Source organism: Paenibacillus hodogayensis, from assembly GCF_039536325.1.
Lineage (GTDB): Bacteria > Bacillota > Bacilli > Paenibacillales > NBRC-103111 > Paenibacillus_AB > Paenibacillus_AB hodogayensis.
The window spans coordinates 590,256-610,237 of record NZ_BAAAYO010000002.1 but is presented as its reverse complement, the minus strand read 5'-3'; the positions used below and the strand labels follow the sequence as shown (position 1 = coordinate 610,237).

Annotated in this window: 15 protein-coding genes and 3 tRNA genes; 11 read left to right on the top strand and 7 right to left on the bottom strand. The window is 57.4% G+C overall.

The genetic code is table 11. The features are described 5' to 3' along the window. Positions 1-78: 78 nt before the first annotated feature. Positions 79-1,008 (bottom strand): magnesium/cobalt transporter CorA, encoded by a 930-nt coding sequence (gene corA / locus ABD796_RS08150; protein ID WP_344905662.1) that lies wholly within the window; start codon positions 1,006-1,008, stop codon positions 79-81. A 173-nt stretch (positions 1,009-1,181) separates the two neighbouring features. Here corA and ABD796_RS08145 point away from each other — a divergent pair. The 7 genes from ABD796_RS08145 to ABD796_RS08115 all read left to right on the top strand — a co-directional run bounded on the left by ABD796_RS08145 (position 1,182) and on the right by ABD796_RS08115 (position 5,589). Further along, positions 1,182-1,253 (top strand) — tRNA-Glu (locus ABD796_RS08145). Positions 1,254-1,282: 29 nt separating this feature from the next. Further along, positions 1,283-1,355 (top strand) — tRNA-Lys (locus ABD796_RS08140). A 32-nt stretch (positions 1,356-1,387) separates the two neighbouring features. Continuing rightward, positions 1,388-1,470 (top strand) — tRNA-Leu (locus ABD796_RS08135). A 90-nt stretch (positions 1,471-1,560) separates the two neighbouring features. Beyond that, positions 1,561-2,658, top strand: coding sequence for a lactonase family protein (locus ABD796_RS08130; protein WP_344905659.1), 1,098 nt, complete (start codon positions 1,561-1,563; stop codon positions 2,656-2,658). A 177-nt stretch (positions 2,659-2,835) separates the two neighbouring features. Next, complete coding sequence (locus ABD796_RS08125; RefSeq protein WP_344905656.1) at positions 2,836-4,200, top strand: sensor histidine kinase; 1,365 nt, start codon at positions 2,836-2,838, stop codon at positions 4,198-4,200. Between the two features lie 17 nt (positions 4,201-4,217). Continuing rightward, complete coding sequence (locus tag ABD796_RS08120) at positions 4,218-4,895, top strand: response regulator transcription factor (RefSeq protein ID WP_344905653.1); 678 nt, start codon at positions 4,218-4,220, stop codon at positions 4,893-4,895. 151 nt (positions 4,896-5,046) lie between these two features. Then, positions 5,047-5,589, top strand: coding sequence for a thiol-disulfide oxidoreductase DCC family protein (locus ABD796_RS08115; RefSeq protein WP_344905651.1), 543 nt, complete (start codon positions 5,047-5,049; stop codon positions 5,587-5,589). A 156-nt stretch (positions 5,590-5,745) separates the two neighbouring features. Here ABD796_RS08115 and ABD796_RS08110 read toward each other — a convergent pair whose 3' ends face one another. From ABD796_RS08110 to ABD796_RS08100, 3 genes are all read right to left on the bottom strand, one after another. Continuing rightward, a complete protein-coding gene (locus tag ABD796_RS08110; protein WP_344905648.1) occupies positions 5,746-6,285 on the bottom strand; it encodes a DinB family protein in 540 nt (179 codons plus the stop codon). Between the two features lie 63 nt (positions 6,286-6,348). Beyond that, the gene (locus tag ABD796_RS08105; protein WP_344905645.1) at positions 6,349-7,305 is read right to left on the bottom strand and encodes a helix-turn-helix transcriptional regulator; all 957 of its coding nucleotides are present in this window, start codon (positions 7,303-7,305) and stop codon (positions 6,349-6,351) included. Between the two features lie 35 nt (positions 7,306-7,340). Then, positions 7,341-8,282, bottom strand: coding sequence for a helix-turn-helix domain-containing protein (locus tag ABD796_RS08100; RefSeq protein ID WP_344905642.1), 942 nt, complete (start codon positions 8,280-8,282; stop codon positions 7,341-7,343). A gap of 133 nt (positions 8,283-8,415) precedes the next feature. Here ABD796_RS08100 and ABD796_RS08095 point away from each other — a divergent pair, with 133 nt between their 5' ends. Together ABD796_RS08095 and ABD796_RS08090 are read left to right on the top strand one after the other, a co-directional pair. Next, complete coding sequence (locus tag ABD796_RS08095; RefSeq protein WP_344905640.1) at positions 8,416-10,680, top strand: FAD-dependent oxidoreductase; 2,265 nt, start codon at positions 8,416-8,418, stop codon at positions 10,678-10,680. A gap of 118 nt (positions 10,681-10,798) precedes the next feature. After that, complete coding sequence (locus tag ABD796_RS08090) at positions 10,799-11,416, top strand: DUF1697 domain-containing protein (protein ID WP_344905637.1); 618 nt, start codon at positions 10,799-10,801, stop codon at positions 11,414-11,416. Between the two features lie 154 nt (positions 11,417-11,570). Here the strand turns inward: ABD796_RS08090 and ABD796_RS08085 are convergent, their stop codons facing one another. The 3 genes from ABD796_RS08085 to ABD796_RS08075 all read right to left on the bottom strand — a co-directional run bounded on the left by ABD796_RS08085 (position 11,571) and on the right by ABD796_RS08075 (position 15,464). Then, positions 11,571-12,563 (bottom strand): ABC transporter substrate-binding protein, encoded by a 993-nt coding sequence (locus ABD796_RS08085; protein ID WP_344905634.1) that lies wholly within the window; start codon positions 12,561-12,563, stop codon positions 11,571-11,573. A 115-nt stretch (positions 12,564-12,678) separates the two neighbouring features. Then, positions 12,679-14,421: an AraC family transcriptional regulator gene (locus tag ABD796_RS08080; protein WP_344905631.1), complete on the bottom strand. Its 1,743-nt coding sequence runs from the start codon at positions 14,419-14,421 to the stop codon at positions 12,679-12,681. 140 nt (positions 14,422-14,561) lie between these two features. After that, positions 14,562-15,464: a helix-turn-helix domain-containing protein gene (locus ABD796_RS08075; protein WP_344905628.1), complete on the bottom strand. Its 903-nt coding sequence runs from the start codon at positions 15,462-15,464 to the stop codon at positions 14,562-14,564. A 252-nt stretch (positions 15,465-15,716) separates the two neighbouring features. Between ABD796_RS08075 and ABD796_RS08070 the strand changes: the two genes are divergently transcribed. Together ABD796_RS08070 and ABD796_RS08065 are read left to right on the top strand one after the other, a co-directional pair. After that, positions 15,717-17,042, top strand: coding sequence for an ABC transporter substrate-binding protein (locus tag ABD796_RS08070; protein WP_344905625.1), 1,326 nt, complete (start codon positions 15,717-15,719; stop codon positions 17,040-17,042). A 204-nt stretch (positions 17,043-17,246) separates the two neighbouring features. Further along, positions 17,247-19,952 (top strand): hypothetical protein, encoded by a 2,706-nt coding sequence (locus tag ABD796_RS08065; RefSeq protein ID WP_344905622.1) that lies wholly within the window; start codon positions 17,247-17,249, stop codon positions 19,950-19,952. Positions 19,953-19,982 lie beyond the last annotated feature (30 nt).

Below are 19,982 nucleotides of genomic sequence, written 5' to 3'. Positions count from 1 at the left end.
CTCTTTCTCCGTCCAAGAAAAGCCGCCGCCATGGCGGCTTTTTGCGTTTGAAGGAGAGAGGGAGGAGAACCCCTCTTCTCATAGCCACTTCTTCTTTTTAAAATACATCCAGAGGCTGAGCGAAATGGCGATCATCACGCCCCAAATGCCAATGTAGCCGTATTTCCAATCGAGCTCCGGCATACCTTTGAAATTCATCCCGTAAACGCCGGCTATAAACGTTAAGGGCATAAAAAAGGTGCTGGCTACGGTCAGCGTCTTCATAATCTCGTTCATCCGGTCGGACCTCATATTCATTTGCAGCTCAAGCAAGCCGTTCAGCGATTCGCGAAAAATATCCATCGAATCGACGATTCGCGACAGATGGTCGTACACGTCCATAAAATAGGCGTCCGACTCCTGGCGGATGTACGGAAAGTTTTGATGAACGATGGAGCCCACAAGCGTTCGTTCCTCGGCAAAAATACGGCGGAGCAGATGAAGCGTCCGCTTCATTTTAAAAATCGGCTGAGCGATCTTGGTATAAGGGTTATGATGAATGGACTGCTCCAACCGGTCGATTCGGTCGTCCAACTGGTTCGTGTGATTGGTATATTCATCGACGCACCGGTCCAAAATGCGGTACAAGATCGCTCCGGTCGATTCCATCAACTCTTCGAGCTGTTCGCATTCCTTTTCCAACGTCTCGAAAAACGGAATTTCATCCCGGTGGACCGTGATAATGAAGCTGTCGCCGATGACGGTGGCGAATTCGCTCGCTTTCAGGTGCTCGTCCAGCGCGTAAAAGGAAATAAAAATACGGTCCTGGTACCGGTCCATCTTGGCACGCTGGTTCAGGTGCATGCAGTCTTCGACCAGCAAAGGATGGCAATGAAACATATCGTGCAAAACGTGCTGCAGCTCGTCCGGCTCCGGAGAACGCAGCCGGATCCAGACAACCTCGTCCGGACCGGGCACGCGGATCTGTTCCCGGGTCACGCGACCGGTGGACTTCGTATAAATGAGCATGGCCGGGGCACCTCCATTATGGCAACAGCATACCACACGGCGGAGCGATTTGAAAAAGGAGCGGGGGATGCTTGGCGCTACAACGCATCCGAAAAAAAGAGCTTGTCTTTGTATTCGATATCGGCTATAATAACTCTTGTCGCTTCGAAGGGCGACAACATAATGGTAAACGAGGCCCGTTGGTCAAGGGGTTAAGACACCTCCCTTTCACGGAGGTAACAGGGGTTCGAATCCCCTACGGGTCATTTTAGCAAGTTGAAGCATTGGCTTCCTCGAGCCATTAGCTCAGTTGGTAGAGCACCTGACTTTTAATCAGGGTGTCGTAGGTTCGAGTCCTACATGGCTCATCTGTAGAGTTGATCCGGACAACTCTCAACCTGCGGTCGTGGTGGAATGGCAGACACGCTATCTTGAGGGGGTAGTGGGCGTACGCCCGTGAGAGTTCGAGTCTCTCCGACCGCATCGTACACAAAGAGTCCTAGACGCATAGTCCGGGGCTCTTTTCCTATTTTGCAGAAACAGGAGATCCCATTCCCAAAGGAGGAACTTTCGATGGCACAAGATTCCCAAGGTTATATGCTCGTATTTGTCGGTTCTTATGCGGAGGCGGCGAATGACGGCGTATATGTGTACCGGATGGACAAAGAGAGCGGGGCTCTGACGCCGCTTGACCGCGCGGCGGGACTGCAGAACCCGACCTTTCTCAGCTTGGATGCCGATCGCTTGCGGCTGCATGCGATTGCCGAGCGGTTTGTGGACGGACAGCGGCAAGGGGCGGCGGTATCGTTCGCGATCGATCCGGTTTCCGGCAAGCTGACGGAGCTGAGCCGGAGCGGTACCGTCAACACGACGACCTGCCACATCCAGCGCGACGGAACGAACTGTTACTTTGCGGTGGCCAGCTACTCGGGCGGGCAGGTCGGCCTGCTAGCCTCCGGCGAGAACGGTACGGTAGGCGAGCTGCTCGATGCGAAGCGGCATGAAGGAAGCAGTGTCGATCCGGAGCGTCAGGACCGGCCGCATCCGCATTCGGTCTTTTTCAGCCCGGATAACCGGTTTGCTTTCGTACCCGATCTGGGAATGGACCGGATTCGCGGATACCGGCTGCTGGCGGATGAGGGCAGGCTGGAGTTCCACGGCGATACTTCGGTGCCTCCGGGTGCGGGTCCCCGTCATCTGGCTTTTCATCCGAGCGGAAGATTCGTTTATGTCATTAACGAGCTGGATTCGACGGTCGCTTCGTTCCGGTACGAGGCGGAGGAAGGCATCCTGCAGCCGTTGGAAGTCGTGTCTACGCTGCCGGAAGGCTTCGCCGGAGAGAGCGCATGCGCGGAAGTGCAGGTTTCGCCGGACGGGAACTACTTGTACGGCTCTAACCGTGGACACGATTCCATAGTCGTGTATGCGATCGATGCGGGAACGGGCAAGCTGAGGACGGTAGAACACGTATCGACCCGCGGCGGTCATCCGCGGCATTTCTCGCTTTCGCTGGAAGGGGATTTTCTGCTGGCGGCCAACCGGGATTCGGACAATGTGGTCGTGTTTAAAGTTGACAAGGCAACCGGACGGCTGGAGTATACGGGAGTGACGGTCGAGGCTTCCAAACCGGTATGCGTGAAAATGGCCTGGTTCTCTGCGCCTCAGCAATAGGCGGATGTTCTTCCCGAGGGGCTTGGGTATATAGAAACAACAATGAAGCGGTTTTCCGATCGATCCGGAGAACCGCTTTTTGGATTGATTGCCGGATGCCCGGCATTCGGCTTGAAACCGTGGACGAATCAAGGGTATGATTTGGCTAAGAACCGGCATAAAAGGGTGTGAGCGGAATTGCTCGTTTATTTTGTGGCGCTGCTTACGGCAGCGTTCGTGCTGTTCCTATTGCATCGGAAGCGAATGGCGAACCGGTGGGCTGCTTTTTTCTTGTTGTTCGCGAGTGTTGGCGGCTTGGTAGGCTTTATGCGGGGGACGGCGCTGCCTCTGCTGGCGGAGCGGCCGGACGCAGCCGGATGGCTGGGGCCGCTGAACGCAGCAGCGCAGGTGCTGGAGGCGGTCAACCACACGCTGACTCCGTACGGCGTCCTTGTGTTTTGCGCGGTGTATGCCGGCCGATTCTCCTCAACCCGTCTTACCCGGCTCAAGCTGGCGCTGCTCGTACCGGTCGCTTTGTCGGCGGCGGTATATGCGGCGGTCGGCGCATCGCGCAGCTTTTTCCTTATTTTATTGTTGTGGGCGGTGCCTTACTACGCTGCTTCCTGCTGGCTGCTTATCGCGGGCTGGCTTCGGGAAACGAATCGCTGGAGAAAAAAAGAACGGCTTGCCGTCGCGGTGCTGTCGGTGCCGACGCTGGCGGCCATCGCCGGGTTTATCAATGTGGGGAGTCTTTGGCAGCCGGGTTATTATTTTTTCGATTACGTCGCGGTGTTCATTGCCTATTCGCTGCTCGCCGGCGTGGCGTTCGCCTTTGGCTCCGGCGTGCTCGGGGTGAGGGTACGGCTGGAGCGCGATCCGTTGGATAGCGCCGTATCCGCAGTCAGCTCGGGAACGGCAATGCTCAATCATACGATCAAGAACGAGATTGCCAAAATCTCCATGTGCGCGGACAATGTAAAATTCGCTCTCGGTCCGGAGCATCCAGACGCCTCGGAGCAGCTCGGGCTGATCGAGAAATCCGCCGAGCATATGAGGCGAATGGTCGAGCGTATGCACGGCCAGACCCGGGAGATCGTGCTGCGGGAGGAGCCGCTGCGTCTGGCGGAGCGGATCGGCGAGCAGTTGGCGGGCATGAGCCCGTGGCTGACGGAGCGCCGCATCGCGGTGGAGCGCCTGACGGAATGCGATCCGATCGTACGGGTCGACCCTGTGCATGTAGGCGAGGTCGTGACCAATATCGTCCATAATGCGGCCGAAGCGATGCCTGAGGGCGGTACGCTTTACGTCCGTATTGCCGAAGCGAAGCGAGGTATAGCCGTTTCGTTTCGCGACACCGGATCGGGGATTGCCAAGGACCGGCTGGAACGCGTGCTGGAGCCTTTTTATACGACAAAGGCGAGCAGGGGCGGCGGCAATTTCGGGCTTGGTTTAACGTACGCCTACCAGGTGATGCGGCAAAGCGGGGGCTCCATCGAGCTGAACAGCGTTGAAGGGGAGGGGACGACAGTACGGCTGCTGTTCCCGACGGGAAAACGGAAGTAAGGAAGGGGGATGGAGCCATGAGCCCGTGGAGAGTGTTGATCGTGGAGGACGATCCGGACTGGATCAAGGCGATGACGGTTTTTCTGAACAAGGAAGAGGATCTGCTGGTCGTAGGGGCGGCAACAAGCCGCGAGGAGGCGTCCAAGCTGGCCGGTACGCTGGAGTTCGATGTGGCCTTGATGGATATTTGCCTCACGCCGGGCAGGGTGGACGGAATCTATGCGGCTATGGAGCTAATCGAAGCCCGCCAGGGCCAGGTGAAAGTCATTATGCTAACCTCGCTGGACGACGAATCGGTCATTACACAGGCTTTTACCGCCGGAGCGGTCCAGTATGTCGTCAAGTCCGAATACCGTACGCTTCCCCAGACGATTCGCGGAGCGGTCCGAGGCGTCAATCCGTTGGAGGCCTTGCTGAAGGAGTTCGCCCGCCTGAAGCGGGAGGAGCAGCTCAGGGAGCTTACGGGCGCGGAACGAGAGCTGTTCGAGCTGCTGGAGGAAGGGTACACGCAGCCGCAGATCGGGAGGAGGCTGTTCAAGGCGGAGAGCACGCTGAAAAACCAGGTGAACAAAATGCTCAAAAAGCTTCGCGTCAAAAGCAGCAAGGAAGCGGTGGAGAAGGTTCGGAGGGGAGGACTGCTGCCGGACCCTGATTCGGCGGGACGCGAGGACGGGAACGGCGAAAGCAAACGCTAATTTTCCCCCGTCGCGAATCGCTCCTGGCGGCCCGCTCCGTACCATAATCCGTAGTACCTTGGCGGAGAAGCGTTGCATGAAAGTTGGAACTGTGGCCGAAGGTTTCCGGCACGTACAATAGAGTTACAAACGGCGGGAGGATGAGGACATCATGAAGGGACAGGGCGATACGGGCAGCATCATATTGTTCGACGGCGAATGCAACCTGTGCCACGCTGTGGTGCGGTTCGTTATCAGCCGAGATCCGAAGCGGAGATTTCGGTTTGCCGCCCTCGATTCGGAAGCGGGCTTGGCCCTTCGCGGGTCGAACGGGATCCGTCCGTCCGGACCAGCCGCCGTTCCCCCAACGGGCGGTATGACGGCAGGCAAAGCCAGCTCCGCAGAAGAACGCTCTCCTCGTACAGCCGGAGCCGGAAAGGCGCAGGACGCTGCCGCTGAGAGTGAAGACGGGGGCGACCCGGGTACGTTCATGCTGCTGAGGAGCGGCAAGTTGTATACCAAATCGCGGGCGGCGCTGGAAGTATTCCGCTTGCTGCGCGGTTTGTGGCCCTTGCTGTACGTCTTCGTCGCGGTGCCGGCGGCTATTCGCGATCCGGTATACGACTTTATCGCGCGTCGCCGGTACGGCTGGTTCGGCCGCAGCGACCATTGCCTGGTGCCCGGACCGGAGGAAAGAGACCGGTTTATCGGCTAACGCGGCTAGGTTTCTTAACGATACAAAAGTTTAACTTCGCTAAAGGTAAAGGGATAAAGCGAAATGACACGTTCTGTACCAAGAAAAGAAAACTTCTAAGGCTCGGATGTACTTCGGCGAAATGGCTTCGCTCAGAGGCTTTTGCTATGCACCTGGCTACTCCGCTCCAAGAAAGACGTCCAGCCGTTCCTTTTGACGAAGATGGTGGCGATAATGCATCTCGATCAAAGAAAACCATTCCTTCGCGTTCAGTGCGCCCAGGCGGGGATGAGCGGCCGTACGGGAGAGCGGGATGCTGTCCAACTCGGGCTCGATCTGCCGCATGCGCCGGACGACCTCCTGCAAGCCTTCGGTCAGTTGCTGTTTGCTTTCGGGCTGGGAAGGGGTATAGGCCCGGGAAGCCGGCACGCGAATGCGAATGGGCGGTAAGGCGCCTAGCGCGAAGACGGCCAAGCCTTCTTCCGTTTTGCTTCCGGCCGTTTCGTTTGACGCCTGTTGCCCCGGTTCTCGGCACGATTCGATATGACGTAAATGCATGTGAAGAGCGGATTGAATCAAATGGACATACATTTGACCGAGCGACCATTCGTTCTTCTCCGGCGAGCGGGTCAATTGCTCCATATCGTACCGCTCCAACTGCCGCTCGTACAAGCCGGCCAGTTCCTCGAATTTTTCCAACGTTTGCTTAGCATGCATAGGGATAAGCTCCTTTTTGGTTGAATGTCCCCATCGTAACAAAACGCTGCTGACAGCTGTATGTCAGTAGCTTTCGAGCATGCTCCGGCATTCCTCCGCCATACGCAAACGCAGCGGTTCCGGCGCAAGTACCGTAACGCCGGCCCCCCATCCGAGCACCCATTGCAGCGCTTCTTCGGGTTGCCGCACCCGCAGAGTAACGAGGATGCCGTTATCCACCGATTCGATGGTTTCCAAATAATAATAGTCGTTTTCATGAAGAGCCGCTTCCAACTCCGGACGAAATAGCAGCTGAACCGCGACATTCCGGTCGTCGACGGGCCGGTACGCTTGCAGATCGAAGCCGGCGGGCCGGGAAAAGCGCTCGTCCCGCAAGATCAGCTCACGGATTCGGCTCAGACGGAAATGCCGTATGTCCTGGCGCTGCCGGCAATGGGCAACCAGCATCCAGGCGCCGCCTGTGCGCACCAGCCCGTAAGGCTCGGCTTCGCGGACAGTCTCCCGTTCGCTGCCTGCCGCGGGCCGCGTCTTCGTATAGAGGAACTGTACGACGCGTTCTTCCAGAATGGCTTGCCGGAGAAGGGGCAGCCCGTTCGAAGCGGCCTCCCGGTCCCGACTGCCGGATGATGCGTTTCTTTCGATCATTTTCCAAGCCGAGCGCATCCGGCGAGACTCTTCCAGCACGGTTCCTGGTAAAATCGCTTCGATCTTGCTTCGCGCCATTGTGGCTTTGGCGGCATACGAGGCGTCGAACTGCCCAGTCACCATGTCGAGGCCAAGCAGCAGCGTAACCGCTTCTTCGGCGGTAAAGCCGACGGGCGGCAAAAAATAGCCGTCCATCAAGGAGTAGCCCTGACCTGGCGAGCCGACGACCGGTACGCCTGCCTCGCTTAACGCCTGTACATCGCGGTAAATCGTTCTTGCGCTCGTCTCGAACTTCTCCGCCAAGTCGGCGGCGCGGAGCGTTCCTTTGCGCTGCAGCTCGAGCACGATGGCCAACATCCGGTCGGTTTTATTCAAGGCGCGGATCTCCTCCCCGTTCTATCGCAGGTTTCTTATACGCGGTGCCGCTTTCGGTATTCCGACGGAACGATGCCGAAACGGGCGGCGAATAGGCGGCTCAAGTAATAACCGGTGGCGTAGCCGCAGGAAGCGGCGATCTGCTCCACGGTCATCCGGCTTTCGCGCAGCAGCCGGCACGCCCGTTCCAGCCGCAGCCCGGTCAAGTAATCGCCTGGCGTAATCCGGTAAGCGGCGCGAAACCGGCGAATGAGCTGAACCGGGCTAAGCCCGAGCTCGCCCGCCAACTCCTTGACGCCGAACGGAACGGAGCATTGCTGCTCCAGCCGCCGCGCCGCCCGCAGCATGAGCTTGTCGCTGCACGGCTCGTCGTCCGCAAGGCGGTCGGGGCGGATGCGCTCCAGACACCACGTTTTCCATATATCGTTCCAGTAATGGGTGATGAACGATAAACGATCCGGTAGTGCTAAGGAGCCGCAGCGTCTCCACTGGCCGAATGTATCGAACAGCCGCTGCCGGTTCTCCGGCTCGAAGCGGACAGGAAGCGGGGGACCCGTCTCCTTATTGACGTTCTTCCAATCGGCTGCTCTCCAAGCTTCGGATAAAAGCGTGAGCAGCACAAAATGGAAGGTTAAATCTTCGGTTATCATACGGCGCCCGAAGGCTACGGAAGGCGGACACAGCACGAGGCTGCCGCTGTCGGCGATTCCCTGCTCCTCTCCGATCCGGTAGGCGAAAGAGCCCTGTTCCACCGCAAACAGACACCAGGTCGGATATGTATCCACTGGGAGGGCAAATTCCCGCTTGCTTTCCCAATACGTATAGCTGCGGGCGCTCCATTCCAGGACGGCCAACCGGAGCGGGGAGGTGGGGGACTCCGCGTGCGCGGAATCCGTCGGCGGAAGAGAGCCGGAAGAGTACCGGTATAAGCTCCAATCCCCGTCATGCGGGCCGTTTCGGCGATCCGGGTCGGTCATGGCTGCAGTCCTCCTTCGCAGGTGATGAAATAAAAGACACAAAAGATGATCGTATCGTGCATTTAATGGCGTAGATGAGCTGGTATGATGAAATTATATATATCATCATATACCGACTAAGGTGGTTTTGGCTATGCGCAATGAGACAGTATCGACGGACATTACAGTAGTCGGCGGGGGCTTGGCCGGCGTATGCGCGGCAATTGCCGCCGCCCGCCTCGGGCAGACGGTGGCTCTGGTGCAAAATCGTCCCGTGCTCGGCGGCAATGCAAGCAGCGAGGTGCGGGTATGGGTATGCGGAGCTACGGCTCACGGCACCCATCGCTACGCCCGGGAAACGGGCATTATGGGCGAGCTGTTCGTGGAGAATCAGTACCGCAATCCAGACGGCAATCCGTATTTGTGGGATTTGGTCGTTCTGGAGGCCGTCAAAGCGGAGAAGAACATCAGCTTGTTCCTGAACACCGACGTGCATGAGGTGGAGGCCGACGGCGACGAGCATGACCGGACGATCCGATCCGTAACCGGCTGGATGATGGCGTCGGAGCGGCGCATCCGCTTCGAAAGCGCGGTTTATCTGGATTGTACGGGAGACGGGCTCGTCGGCTTCTTGGCCGGAGCCAAGTACCGGATCGGCCGGGAAGCGAAGCAGGAATACAACGAGGAATGGGCGCCGGAGATCGCGGACGACATTACGCTCGGCAGCACGATCTTGTTTTACACAAAGGATGTCGGCCGCCCGGTCAAATTCGTACCCCCGTCCTTTGTCAAAAATATCGAAGAAACGACGATCCCGATCAAACGCGTCATCCGCAGCGGAGATTCCGGCTGTCATTATTGGTGGATCGAGTGGGGTGGCGAGCTGGATACGGTTCACGACAACGAGCGCATTCGCGACGAGCTGTGGTCGGTCATTTACGGCATTTGGGACTACATTAAAAATTCCGGCAAATTCGAAGCCGCCAACATGACGCTGGAATGGGTCGGAGCGCTTCCGGGCAAGCGAGAATACCGCCGCTTCATCGGCGACTACGTGCTTAACCAGAACGATATTATCGCCCAACGCCCATTCGAGGACGGCGTCGCCATCGGAGGCTGGTCGATCGATCTTCACCCGCCGCAAGGCATGTATTCGACGGAAAGCGGCTCTAAGCATCTGCATATCGATGGCGTCTACCACGTTCCGTTCCGTTCGCTGTACTCCGTCAACGTGCGCAATATGCTCATGGCCGGGCGGGATATTAGCGCTTCTCACGTTGCCTTCGGCACGACGCGGGTCATGGCGACGTGCGCGGTCATCGGCGAAGCGGCCGGGACGGGCGCGGCGCTGTGCGCGGCCAAGGGCGTGACGCCGCGCGAGCTGCACGACAGCCACCGCGAGGAGCTGCTGCAGACGCTGCTGCGCCAGGACGCATCGATCGTCGGACTGCGCAATACGGACGAAGGCGACTTGGCTGCAAAGGCACGCCTGACGGCTTCAGGTTCGCTCACCCGTCTTTCGGTGGAGCGTCATGAGCAGGAACGTCACCGGCTCGATCAGGATGCGGCGCTGCTCTTTCCCGTAGATCCGCGTCTGGACGGCCTGGAGCTGCTGCTGGATGCCGATGAGGTGACGACCGTCGAGCTGGAGCTTTGGAGTACGGGCCGCAAGGAAAACTACGTGCCACATACGCTGCGCGCGGAAGCGGCCGCCGCCGTGGAGCCCGGAACGGAGCAATGGGTTCGCTTCGATCTGAAGTGGGAACCGGACGAGGCACAAAATGCGTTCGTGATCGTCCGCACCAACAAAGCGGTTAGCTTGTATCATTCTAGCGAGCCGATGTCCGGGGTGCTGCCGTTCTTCAATGGTGGGGCACCGCACGCTCCGTCCAAGCTGGAGGACCACCGGCCCGACCAGCCGGTCGTGCAATGGCGAATGGCCCGCAAAGCGCGCAAGCCGTTCTGCTTCCGGGCGCTCGGAGATACGGCCGCCTATGCGCCGGATAAGGCGACAAACGGCTACCGCCGTCCGTACGGCGGACCTCAGCAGTGGATGTCGGCGGAGCTGCAGGACGGCTCGGAGCAATGGCTGCAATTGGATTGGGACAAGAGCGTTGCCCTGCGGAACATCGAGCTGACCTTTAACGACGACGTGAACGAGGACTTGATCAATCTGCATCACCACCATACGCCGTTCGAGATTATTCCGGAGCTGGTGAAGCAGTACCGGATCGAGGCCCGGGACGGCTCCGGCTGGAAAACGCTGCTGCACGTAACTGACAACCGCAAGCGCACGCGGGTTCACCGTCTGGAGGCGCCGGTGGAGACGGACGGACTGCGTATTGTGGCGGAAGCGACCAACGGCAGCGCTTATGCAGAGCTGATCGAGGTTCGCGTGTACGACGGTGAAGGGCGTTAATCATTAGCAAGGCTAAACGATACGGGTAAAATGAAGTGCAGGGCAAGCGGCTGTCGCGAGACGGCTCCGCTTGCCCTATTGGCTCTTGCGTTGTATTTCGTGGCGGGAATAGCCGATAATGGATCGTAGAAGAAAACCGTCTGCAAAGGGCAGCGGTATTCCACAAGCGGAAAAGGGAGTGAAACCGGTGGGCGATACGACCTACATTGCGCTGCTGCGCGGCATTAACGTAAGCGGACAGAAGCTGATCAAGATGGAGCGACTGAGGGAAATTTTCGAGACGATGGGCGTCGGGAAGGTGAGGACGTACATCCAGAGCGGCAATGTCGTGTTCGAAGCGGGGCAGCAGTCGGAGCCGGTTCGGGTCATGATCGAAAGCGCCTTGAAGGAGGCGCTGGGCTATAGGGTCGAGACGGTGGTGCGAACGCACGCCGAACTGGAGGACGTCATCGCCCGCAATCCGTTCGGTCAGGAAGATGACGCGGAGGAAGCGAAGGTGTATGTCTCGTTCCTGGCCGAGGCACCTTCCGCCGCAGCGGTGGACGTGCTGTCCGGCTTCCGGAGCGAGGTTGATGAGTACCGGGTATCCGGTCGGGAGGTGTATATCCGCTGTCGGGGACAGTACGGAAAGTCGTTGTTTTCCAACAATTTTCTGGAGAAAAAGCTGCGCGTAACGGCCACCACCCGCAATTGGCAAACCGTCGGCAAGCTGGCCGCCATGGCGCGGGAGGACTGAGGGGGGCAGGAAAAGAAAAAGCGTCTGCCGTTCAATTCCCGGAGGGAAACACGGCAGGCGCTTTTGAGTTCCGTTCGAGATACCGCTGCTCCTGCCCGCAACTTAGCGCCGGCAGGGCAAACCGTCTTGGAGCGGAATCCGGAAGAAGCTTCGCCTATTTGACGAGAGTTTTCAGCACGTCGTCGATCTTGGCGGTGTTGGCGATGGCGCCGCTGGCCATCCAGTAGTTGCTCGGCATTTCGTAGATATGCCCGTTTTTGACGGCAGGGATGTTTTTCCAGAGCGGGCTTGATTGGAACTGCTCGAGCAACGGTCTTGACGTTTCGCTTTGGACGAGGACGAAAATATAGTCGGCATCCAGCTCCGGAAGCTTCTCCAGCGACAGCGTCTGGGCGCGCTGCCAGGACCATTCCTTGACCAGCTTGTGCGGAGTCAGAGCCAGATCGGCATACAAGACGAGACCGCTATAGAACGAGCCGTCCATTAATTGGATTTCCTTCGGCTTGGCGCGGATGACGGCGAACGTCTTATCCTTGACGAAAGGCTGCAGCTTTGTTTTGGCGTTCGCCACCTTGCTGTCGTAAGCGGCAATGGCTTTGCCCGCTTTGTCGGACGTGCCGGTCATGTCGCCGAGCGTCTTCAGCGTCTGCTTCCAGTCGACGGTCGCGTCGTTGAACACGTAGGTCGGGGCGATTTTCGAATATTGCTCGTAAGCGCCCTTCTCGGCCAAGTTGGTCGTATACAATACGATCAGATCGGGATTCGTGGACAGAAGCGCTTCGTTGTTCAGCCCGCCGGTAAAATCGAGCTTAGGTACGCCCTGCAAATGCGGCTCCAAATAGTCCTGCACGAGATCGCCGAGCGACCATTTGGCAGCCGGCTGGATGCCTAAGGTGATCAGCGCGTCTTCTATATACGGAGCGACGATCCGTTTGGGCTGACCGGTCAGCTTCATCGTGCCGAGCGCATGCTTGAACTCACGCTCTTGCGGTGCGCTTGCGGTAGAGGAAGGGGCGGGAGCGGCTTCGCCGCCTTGCCGTTTCTCTTCGGCGGGAGTCGGCTTGGAGCCGCAGCCGCTCGCCAGCATGGCGAGCGCGAGAAAGGCAATCAGGAACGGATGGAGTAAAGTGCGAATACGGTGCGGCATATTGGAAGTCTCCCCTTATGATACTAATTCTCATTATCAATTAGTATTGTATCATCGGGTTTGCCCCGACCGCCAGAGCGAAACGTGCGCGAATCGGGGGGCATTTTGTGCGATTTCACCGATCGTAGGCGAACAGGCGGGGAGCGTCGTTGACGATCATAGCGTGTGCGTAAGGGGAGTATTCCAGCCATGGCGTCTCTTCAATCAGCCGCACATGTCCTCGGCGGGCGAACTGCATGTTCGGCCATACATACCCGGTCCGAAGCTGCTGCCACAGCCGCAGCGAAGCGGGGTCGCGGTCCACGACGATAAGCGCGTGATCGGCATCGTAAAGGGGCAATTGCTCTTCGGTTACGACCCGGAAGACGGCGATGGTCTGGATGTCGCAGGCCGGCGTTAGCCGGAGATCGCCGTACAGGACCGAGCCCCCGTTTCTTTGACCGTAGATGACAAGTTGGCCGGCCATGATGTGGAACAAAGCGACGGTCTCCTGCCCGATCAATCCGCGGATGCGTTCCCTGGCATCGGCGGCTTTGCGGTCATAGTCGGTTATCCAGCGGTCGGCTTCCTTTTCTTTGCCGAGCAGGGCGGCTATTGTCCGGAAGTGACCGCGCCACTGTTCCTTCATCCAGGGGACGACGACCGTCGGAGCGATCTGCTGCAGCTGTCTGCCAATTTCCGGTGGGATGACCTCATCGCACAAGATCAGCTCCGGTTTGGCGTCGGCCAAGCTCTGCATATTTTGCCGCCATAGCTCCGCAGGCAAGCTTTTGCCGCGCAGCAGATGTACCGGAATGCGGTCGTGATAAAGACTGCGGTGGCGCTCCCGTTCCTTGTCGACGGGGGCGGCGTACGGGATAATACCGAGCGTGAGCAGGTGCGCCGCGTAATGGTAGCTGACTGCGGCGACTTTGTCGCGCTTGCTTCTCGCGAATGCCGAGGGGGAGACGCCGACCAGCTCTTTAAACGTGCGCCGGAAGTGGGATTCGTCCCCGTAGCCTACCTGATGGGCGATATCTCGCAAAGCCGTTCCGGTCAGCAGAAGCTCCTTGGCGCGGCGGATGCGGATTTCCGCCAAATACCGGTTCGGGCCGAGTCCGGTCGTTTTTTTGAACAGATGGGAGTAATGCCAAGGGCTTAGCCCGGCGATTTGGGCTAGCTCGTCCCGTCCGGGAGGATCGAAATAGCGGCGCTCCATCACTTCGATCGTACGCAGCACCGCCTGACGGGAGCCGCCGTCCTCCGCTTCTCCCTCCAATTCCATCAGCATATAGACAAGCTTGTAAAAGGCAGCCTGGTCCCTGTGGCTCCGCTCGACAGAGGGCAGCTTGCGGCATTCCGCGATCCGGCTGATCTGGCTTAACAGCTCCCGGAAGGAGGCCTTGGGCAGCCGTCCTCTGCAGGAAAACGGATTCGAGGCTATCCGGTATTGGCGGATGGTGCCGACGAAACCGTCCTCGCGCAGAGCCTCGAACGTAAGCAGATAGCCTTGCGGCGGCTGGGACGGATGCGGACGGAACCGGGCGAGCGTGCCGGGAGGCAGCAGCAGGCTCGTTCCGGCTTCCAGCGAATAGGCGGAGCCGTCGGCGGTCAGCTCGCCCGTCCCGCCAGTGACGACCAGCAGAGCGCAGCAGTCGGCGAATATTCGGGTGAGCCATGGTTCCGGTAATGGAGGGCACCTGGGATCGGTTTTGCTTATGCAGTCCGTCAGCGGCACGGATGCGGCATTGAGCCACGCGGAAGGCGATGCGTTCGCGTCAGCCGGGAGCGTCTCCAGATCGACAAAACGGAAAAGCAGGCTGTTGGAATCCCCGCCGTCGCCACCGCTGCCATACACGCTGTCAGAAGCTGCTTTCATACCGTGTCCCTCCTATCAGTAAATGATAACCGTTCTCAATAAACTATTGTAATCGATTTTCCCATGAAGGACAATGCAAAGCGGTAAGAGGTCTTCGGTATGTGCAACCGCTGGGCAGCCCTAAGGATTCCATAGGTGATTTACCGTAAAAACGTTACGCGATCCGACGGGGATGCGAATCGATTGCTGCGAAACTGCTGAGGCGACAGACCGATCGTTTTGCGAAACACTTTACAAAAATAGTTGCCGTTCGCATACCCGATCGATTGGGCGATCTGCTCGACCGTTTGTTTCGTATCGAGTAGAAGCTGAATGGCCCGCTGCATTCGGATTTGCGTGACATACTGCCCTGTAGTCAATCCGGTCGTTCGGTGAAACAGCCGCAGGAAATGATATTTCGACAGTCCGGAGTACGCTGCAAGCTCATCGAGAACGCCGAGCTCGGCATAGTTTTCCCGCATCAAGGCTACCGTTTTTCGTATGCTTTCCGGCCAAGTCTCCTCTTCGGCCCCCAGCACGAGGAAGTGGCGGCTGCACGCCATTAAAAACCGGTAAGCAAGCTCCGAGCAACGGTAAAGGTCGGCAATCGGGTTGCTGCCCGCTTGTGCATAGAGATTTAAAAACGTCCGGATTGGCAGGCTCTCCGCCGGTAAAGTTAGAAGTTCCCCATGTCTGCGCGTCACTTGTGACCAGCATTCCTCCGCAGCCGTTCCTCCGAGCACAATAAATAAAAATTTCCAATAACCGCTGTCTTGCGGCAAATAATACCTATGATCGCTTGGCAGCTTGACAAAAAAAGCTTGTCCCTGCTTGACCTCGAACGTATGCTCCCCTAAACGAATCGCACCGTGTCCGGATAACGTATATTGAAAAACGAAGAGGTTGTCGGGAATGGCGCGCTTGAATCCGTTATGGTCGTAGGCGGTAGAGGTCTGCTCTTCGATTCCCATGGAATGAATATGTGCCGGGATGCTGGACATACCGATTCCGTTCAGGAGCAGAAAACAGAAATTGCCGGTCGGAGTGAGCTTGGCGTCGATCATGGGAATCCCTCCACATCGAATTATGAGCAATTTATTACCTATTGGGAGCATATTGTTATCGTTCTCACCTGGACGAAACAACTTTATAATAGGCTTATATTAGCATTTTCGCAGTTCCTATGAAAGGACTTTGCACATATAAAAAAAGCAATAATAGGAAGATGGCGAATGCGGGAAAGGAGGCGATAGTTTGGGGGGCAGGGGCTTGAAGAGGAATGCTTAGCTTTCATACGGTGTTGGGGAGGACTATCGATGTTGTTCAAGCACAGATGGGTGCCGTTGACGCTAGCAGGCCTTGCAGCCGCCGTAACAGCCGCCGGCTGCGGAGCGGGGAGCGGTACAGGCGCCGACAAGGAACGCGAAGTACCCAAGACGGAAGCGAAACAAGAGCCAATTGCGTTAAGCATTTTTACGGATGGCGTTAGCAAGGAGGAATTCGACAAACGGTTCCGGGGAGCGCTGGAGAAAAAGTACCCTCATATAACGATCCGCTACCAGACTAGCAGCGTGGGAAACAAAATGGCGGATCTCGTTGCGCGCGGGGAAACCCCCGATATTATTCGGACGGATATCCCGGCGCTGCGAATCGGCTACCTCGATTTCAACCTTGGCTTCGATCTGACTCCGCTCGTGACGAAATACAAATACGATTTGAGCCGATTCAATCTCGCGTTCATTCAGGAAATCAAAGATTATACGCGCGACGGAAAGCTGTACGGCCTGCCTGTGCCTCCCTATTTCCCGAACGTGCTCTACTACAACAAAGATTTGTTCGACAAGTTCGGTGTGCCTTACCCGAACGACGGTATGACCTGGGATGAAGTGTATGAGTTGTCCAAAAAAATGACCAGGACGGACGCCGGCAAACCTATTCGCGGTTTCAGCGCCAATGTGACGGGCATGCTTCGCGATAACCCGTTTTCGCTGCCGATCCTCGATCCGGAAAAAGACCAGTTGGCCGATCCGGACAAATGGCGGTCCATTTTCGCCAACCTTCAACGTTTCTATGACGTACCGGGCAACGCCTATCCCGATACAGCCGCTGAAGATATGGCCATGTTCGGCAAAGGGAATGCCGCTTTATCCGCCAATCTGCACAGCGTCTATCTCACCATCCCTCCGGAAATCAACTGGGATATCGTATCGCTCCCGACGATGGAGGGCGCCCCGAAACGGGTAAGCCAACGCGGACCTGCCTATTGGTCCATCTCGGAAACGAGCAAACACAAAGAGGAAGCGTTCCAGGTCGTCATGGAAATGCTATCCGACGACATTCAAATGGAGGATTCGAGGCAGGGACTTCCGACGACGCTGAACGACAAGGCGGTACAAGACGCGCTCGGCAGCGGAAACGCGATTTACAAAACGAAAAATATGAAAGCGGTTTCGTATTATCCGCCTACAGACCCTACCCCAAAACGAAAACCTGGACTTATCGACGTTCCGCTCGGAAACCAGCAAGCTTCCGTCATCGCTGCATACCTGGACGTCGTCAGCGGCAAATCGGACATGAACACTTCGCTCCGTCAGTTGGACGAAAAGCTGAAGAAGCTGCTGGAAGAGCAGAAGAAAAAGTAACTTTGCCATTTCATAGCGGCAAGGAAAACAAATGCGACCGCGGAGGGAGAAGCTTGCCGTTCTTGAGCGAAAATACGGACGAACAGGAGAATAGGTATGATCTTATTCAGGACAGTTCGCATGGTTTCCATGCTGTTAGTTACCGTCATTTGTTGGAGTACCGGTGCCTTAGCACAGACAGAAGGAGAGACGGGGAGGGACAGCATGGGGAAGCGGACACCGGCGCCAATGGTCAATATGCTGACGAATCCCGGCTTCGAGCAGATCGCGGCAGGAGGCATTATTCCCGGATGGACTCCCGTCCGTCAAGGGGGTGCGACCGTTTCGGACAGCGTATACCACGGGGGGCGCTACAGTCTGAAAGTTGAGGATTTGACGGGATCGGTCAACGGCGGTGCATGGAGCGACATCTTCGCGGCGCAGCCCGGCGAGCGATTCCGTGCCGAAGCGTACGTGCGGGTCGAGCAGGGTACCGCTGTCTTGTACATGGAATTTGTCAATGCGGCCGGGCAGCATCATAGCTTTGCCGACCCATGGAAGAGCAGTCCCACGTCCGGCAATTGGGTGTATGCCATCGTGGAAGGTACGGTGCCGGAAGGAGCGGCGGGCGTGCGAATCATGCCCTATTCCGGAGTCAGCACAACCTGTGTCGGTTATTTCGACGACATCTCGCTCGTACGAAGAGGGGACTTTTCAGTGAAGCCTCAATTCGGACCGGTGCAGACGATTCCCGATGCCGTCATGAATAAGCTTGGCAATTCGGGAGCCGTCGGGCGGGCTGCGGACGGAACGCCGGAAACGTACTTTTTCGGGAACGGGGCACCGGGTACGTTCTACGCGCTTAATGCCGCAACGGGGGAGAAGCTTTTTTCGGAACAACTTCCAGGAGAAAATATTGTATGGGGGATGACATTCTCGCCGGACGGCAACGTTTATTTCGCCAGCCTGGAAAACGGACGGCTGTATCGCTATTCGCCAACCTTGCGGAAGATCGACAATCTCGGCGTTAATCCGTCTGGTACGTTTGTCTGGGATCTCGGGGCCTCCCCGGATGGCCGCTATATTTATGGCGGGGTGTACCCGACAGGCAAAATGTTCGAGTACGACACACAGACGAGCACGTTCCGGGATTTAGGCGTCATGAAGCCAGGCAAACAATATGTTCGCGGACTTGGCGTTTCCGATTCCTACGTATACGCCGGTCTGGGCACTTACGCCGATTCCGAATCTCGGGTGGTGGTTCGTTACGATCGGCGGACAGGCGCGAAAACGGACATTGTCGTGCCGACTACCGCAACGTTCATTAATGACGTTTATGCTTATGGCGCTAAACTGTTTGTAAGCGCAGGCTCGCTCTACGTGCTCGATGCAGCGACGTTTGGACAAATCGATGCATTCCCCTTTAGCGGGAAGCTGTCGCCGCCTTCGCCCGATGACGCGAATCTGGTCTACTATACGAACGGGAAAAACATATACAGTTATCTGCTCGACACGGGCGCGAAGCAGGACGTCGGCACAATGCCTTCCATGTCCGCTACAGGAATGGTTGCGCTGGACTGGGTCCATCCGGCGGCAGGACCGTTTGCCGGCAAAAACGTACTTTCGGGCACGTCGTTGTACGGAGACGGATTTCTGTTCGATCCGGTAAGCGGCAGCTCGGTTTCGGTAAATCTGGCCATAGGCGGTTCTCCGGTGCAGACGCACGTCATGAAAGCGGCCCCGGACGGCAAGCTGTATCTTGGCGGTTACCATCAAGGGGTCAGTATCTATGATCCGCTGACGAGAAGCTTCCTTGTCCAGCAATTTCATACGCCTCAACCGGAAAGCATCGGATTTTTGAACGGCAAAGTGTATTACGGCATGTACACCGGCGCTCAAATATTCGAGTACGATCCGGTTCGGCCATGGCAGTTCGGAACGGCAGCGGGCAGTAATCCGTATCTCGCATACGATATTCAGGACGAAGACCGGCCGTATGTCATGGCCTCAGGGGATAATAAATTGTTCATCGGAACGTTCCCCAACTACGGGCACTTGGGAGGCAAGCTGACCGTCCACAATACGGTCGACAACACATGGAAAGAATATACCAATTCGAGCCTCGTCCATAATCAAAGCATTACGGGATTGGCTTATCGGGACGGGAAATTGTACGGAAGCACCTCCATTCGCGGAGGACTGGGCATAGAGCCCACAGAGGCGCAAGGTAAACTGGTCATATGGGATGTGGCCGGCGAACGGAAAATCATGGAGCGTTCCTTGGATCTGCCCGGCCACCAGCCGCCGCTTATCGGCAATTTGGCCTTCGGTCCGGACGGGCTGCTGTGGGGAGTGACGGGAAGCGCCATCTTCGCGCTCGATCCGGTTACACTGGATGTGGTCAAGAGCCGCACGCTCTACTCGCCGAACTTGGACAATCTTGGCGCTTACCGTCCCTTCGAGCTGTATGTCGGGGATGACGGGTATTTATACACGACGATCGGGCTGTCGATTACGGTCATTGATCCCGATACGCTGGAGTTCGAGCAATTGGTTCCGAAGGCGGATTTTAGCGCATTGGGGAAAGATGGGAGCATCTATTACGCTTTCTCGAAAGGCAAGGACCTCTACCGGCTTCCGGTTAAACTGCAGTCCGTCACGATCAGCACATATGCATCCGCACTTCCCTTGCACGGTTCTGCCGTAATGGGGCTGGAAGGCTTGCTTGCGAACGGCAAGCAAGCGAATCTTGGCGCGGCGACGATCCGTTACACGTCGAGCGATCCGCAAACGGTATCGGTGGACGTGTACGGCCGAGCAACCGGGTCTGCCATCGGAGAGGCGGATATCCGGGCGGAGGTATCGCTGGACGGAACGACGGTGGAATCGGCACCTATACGGATCCGGGTTGTCGCCGACGCCCCTTACTAGAAAATTTCGCCGGCGCGTAAGGCATCCTGT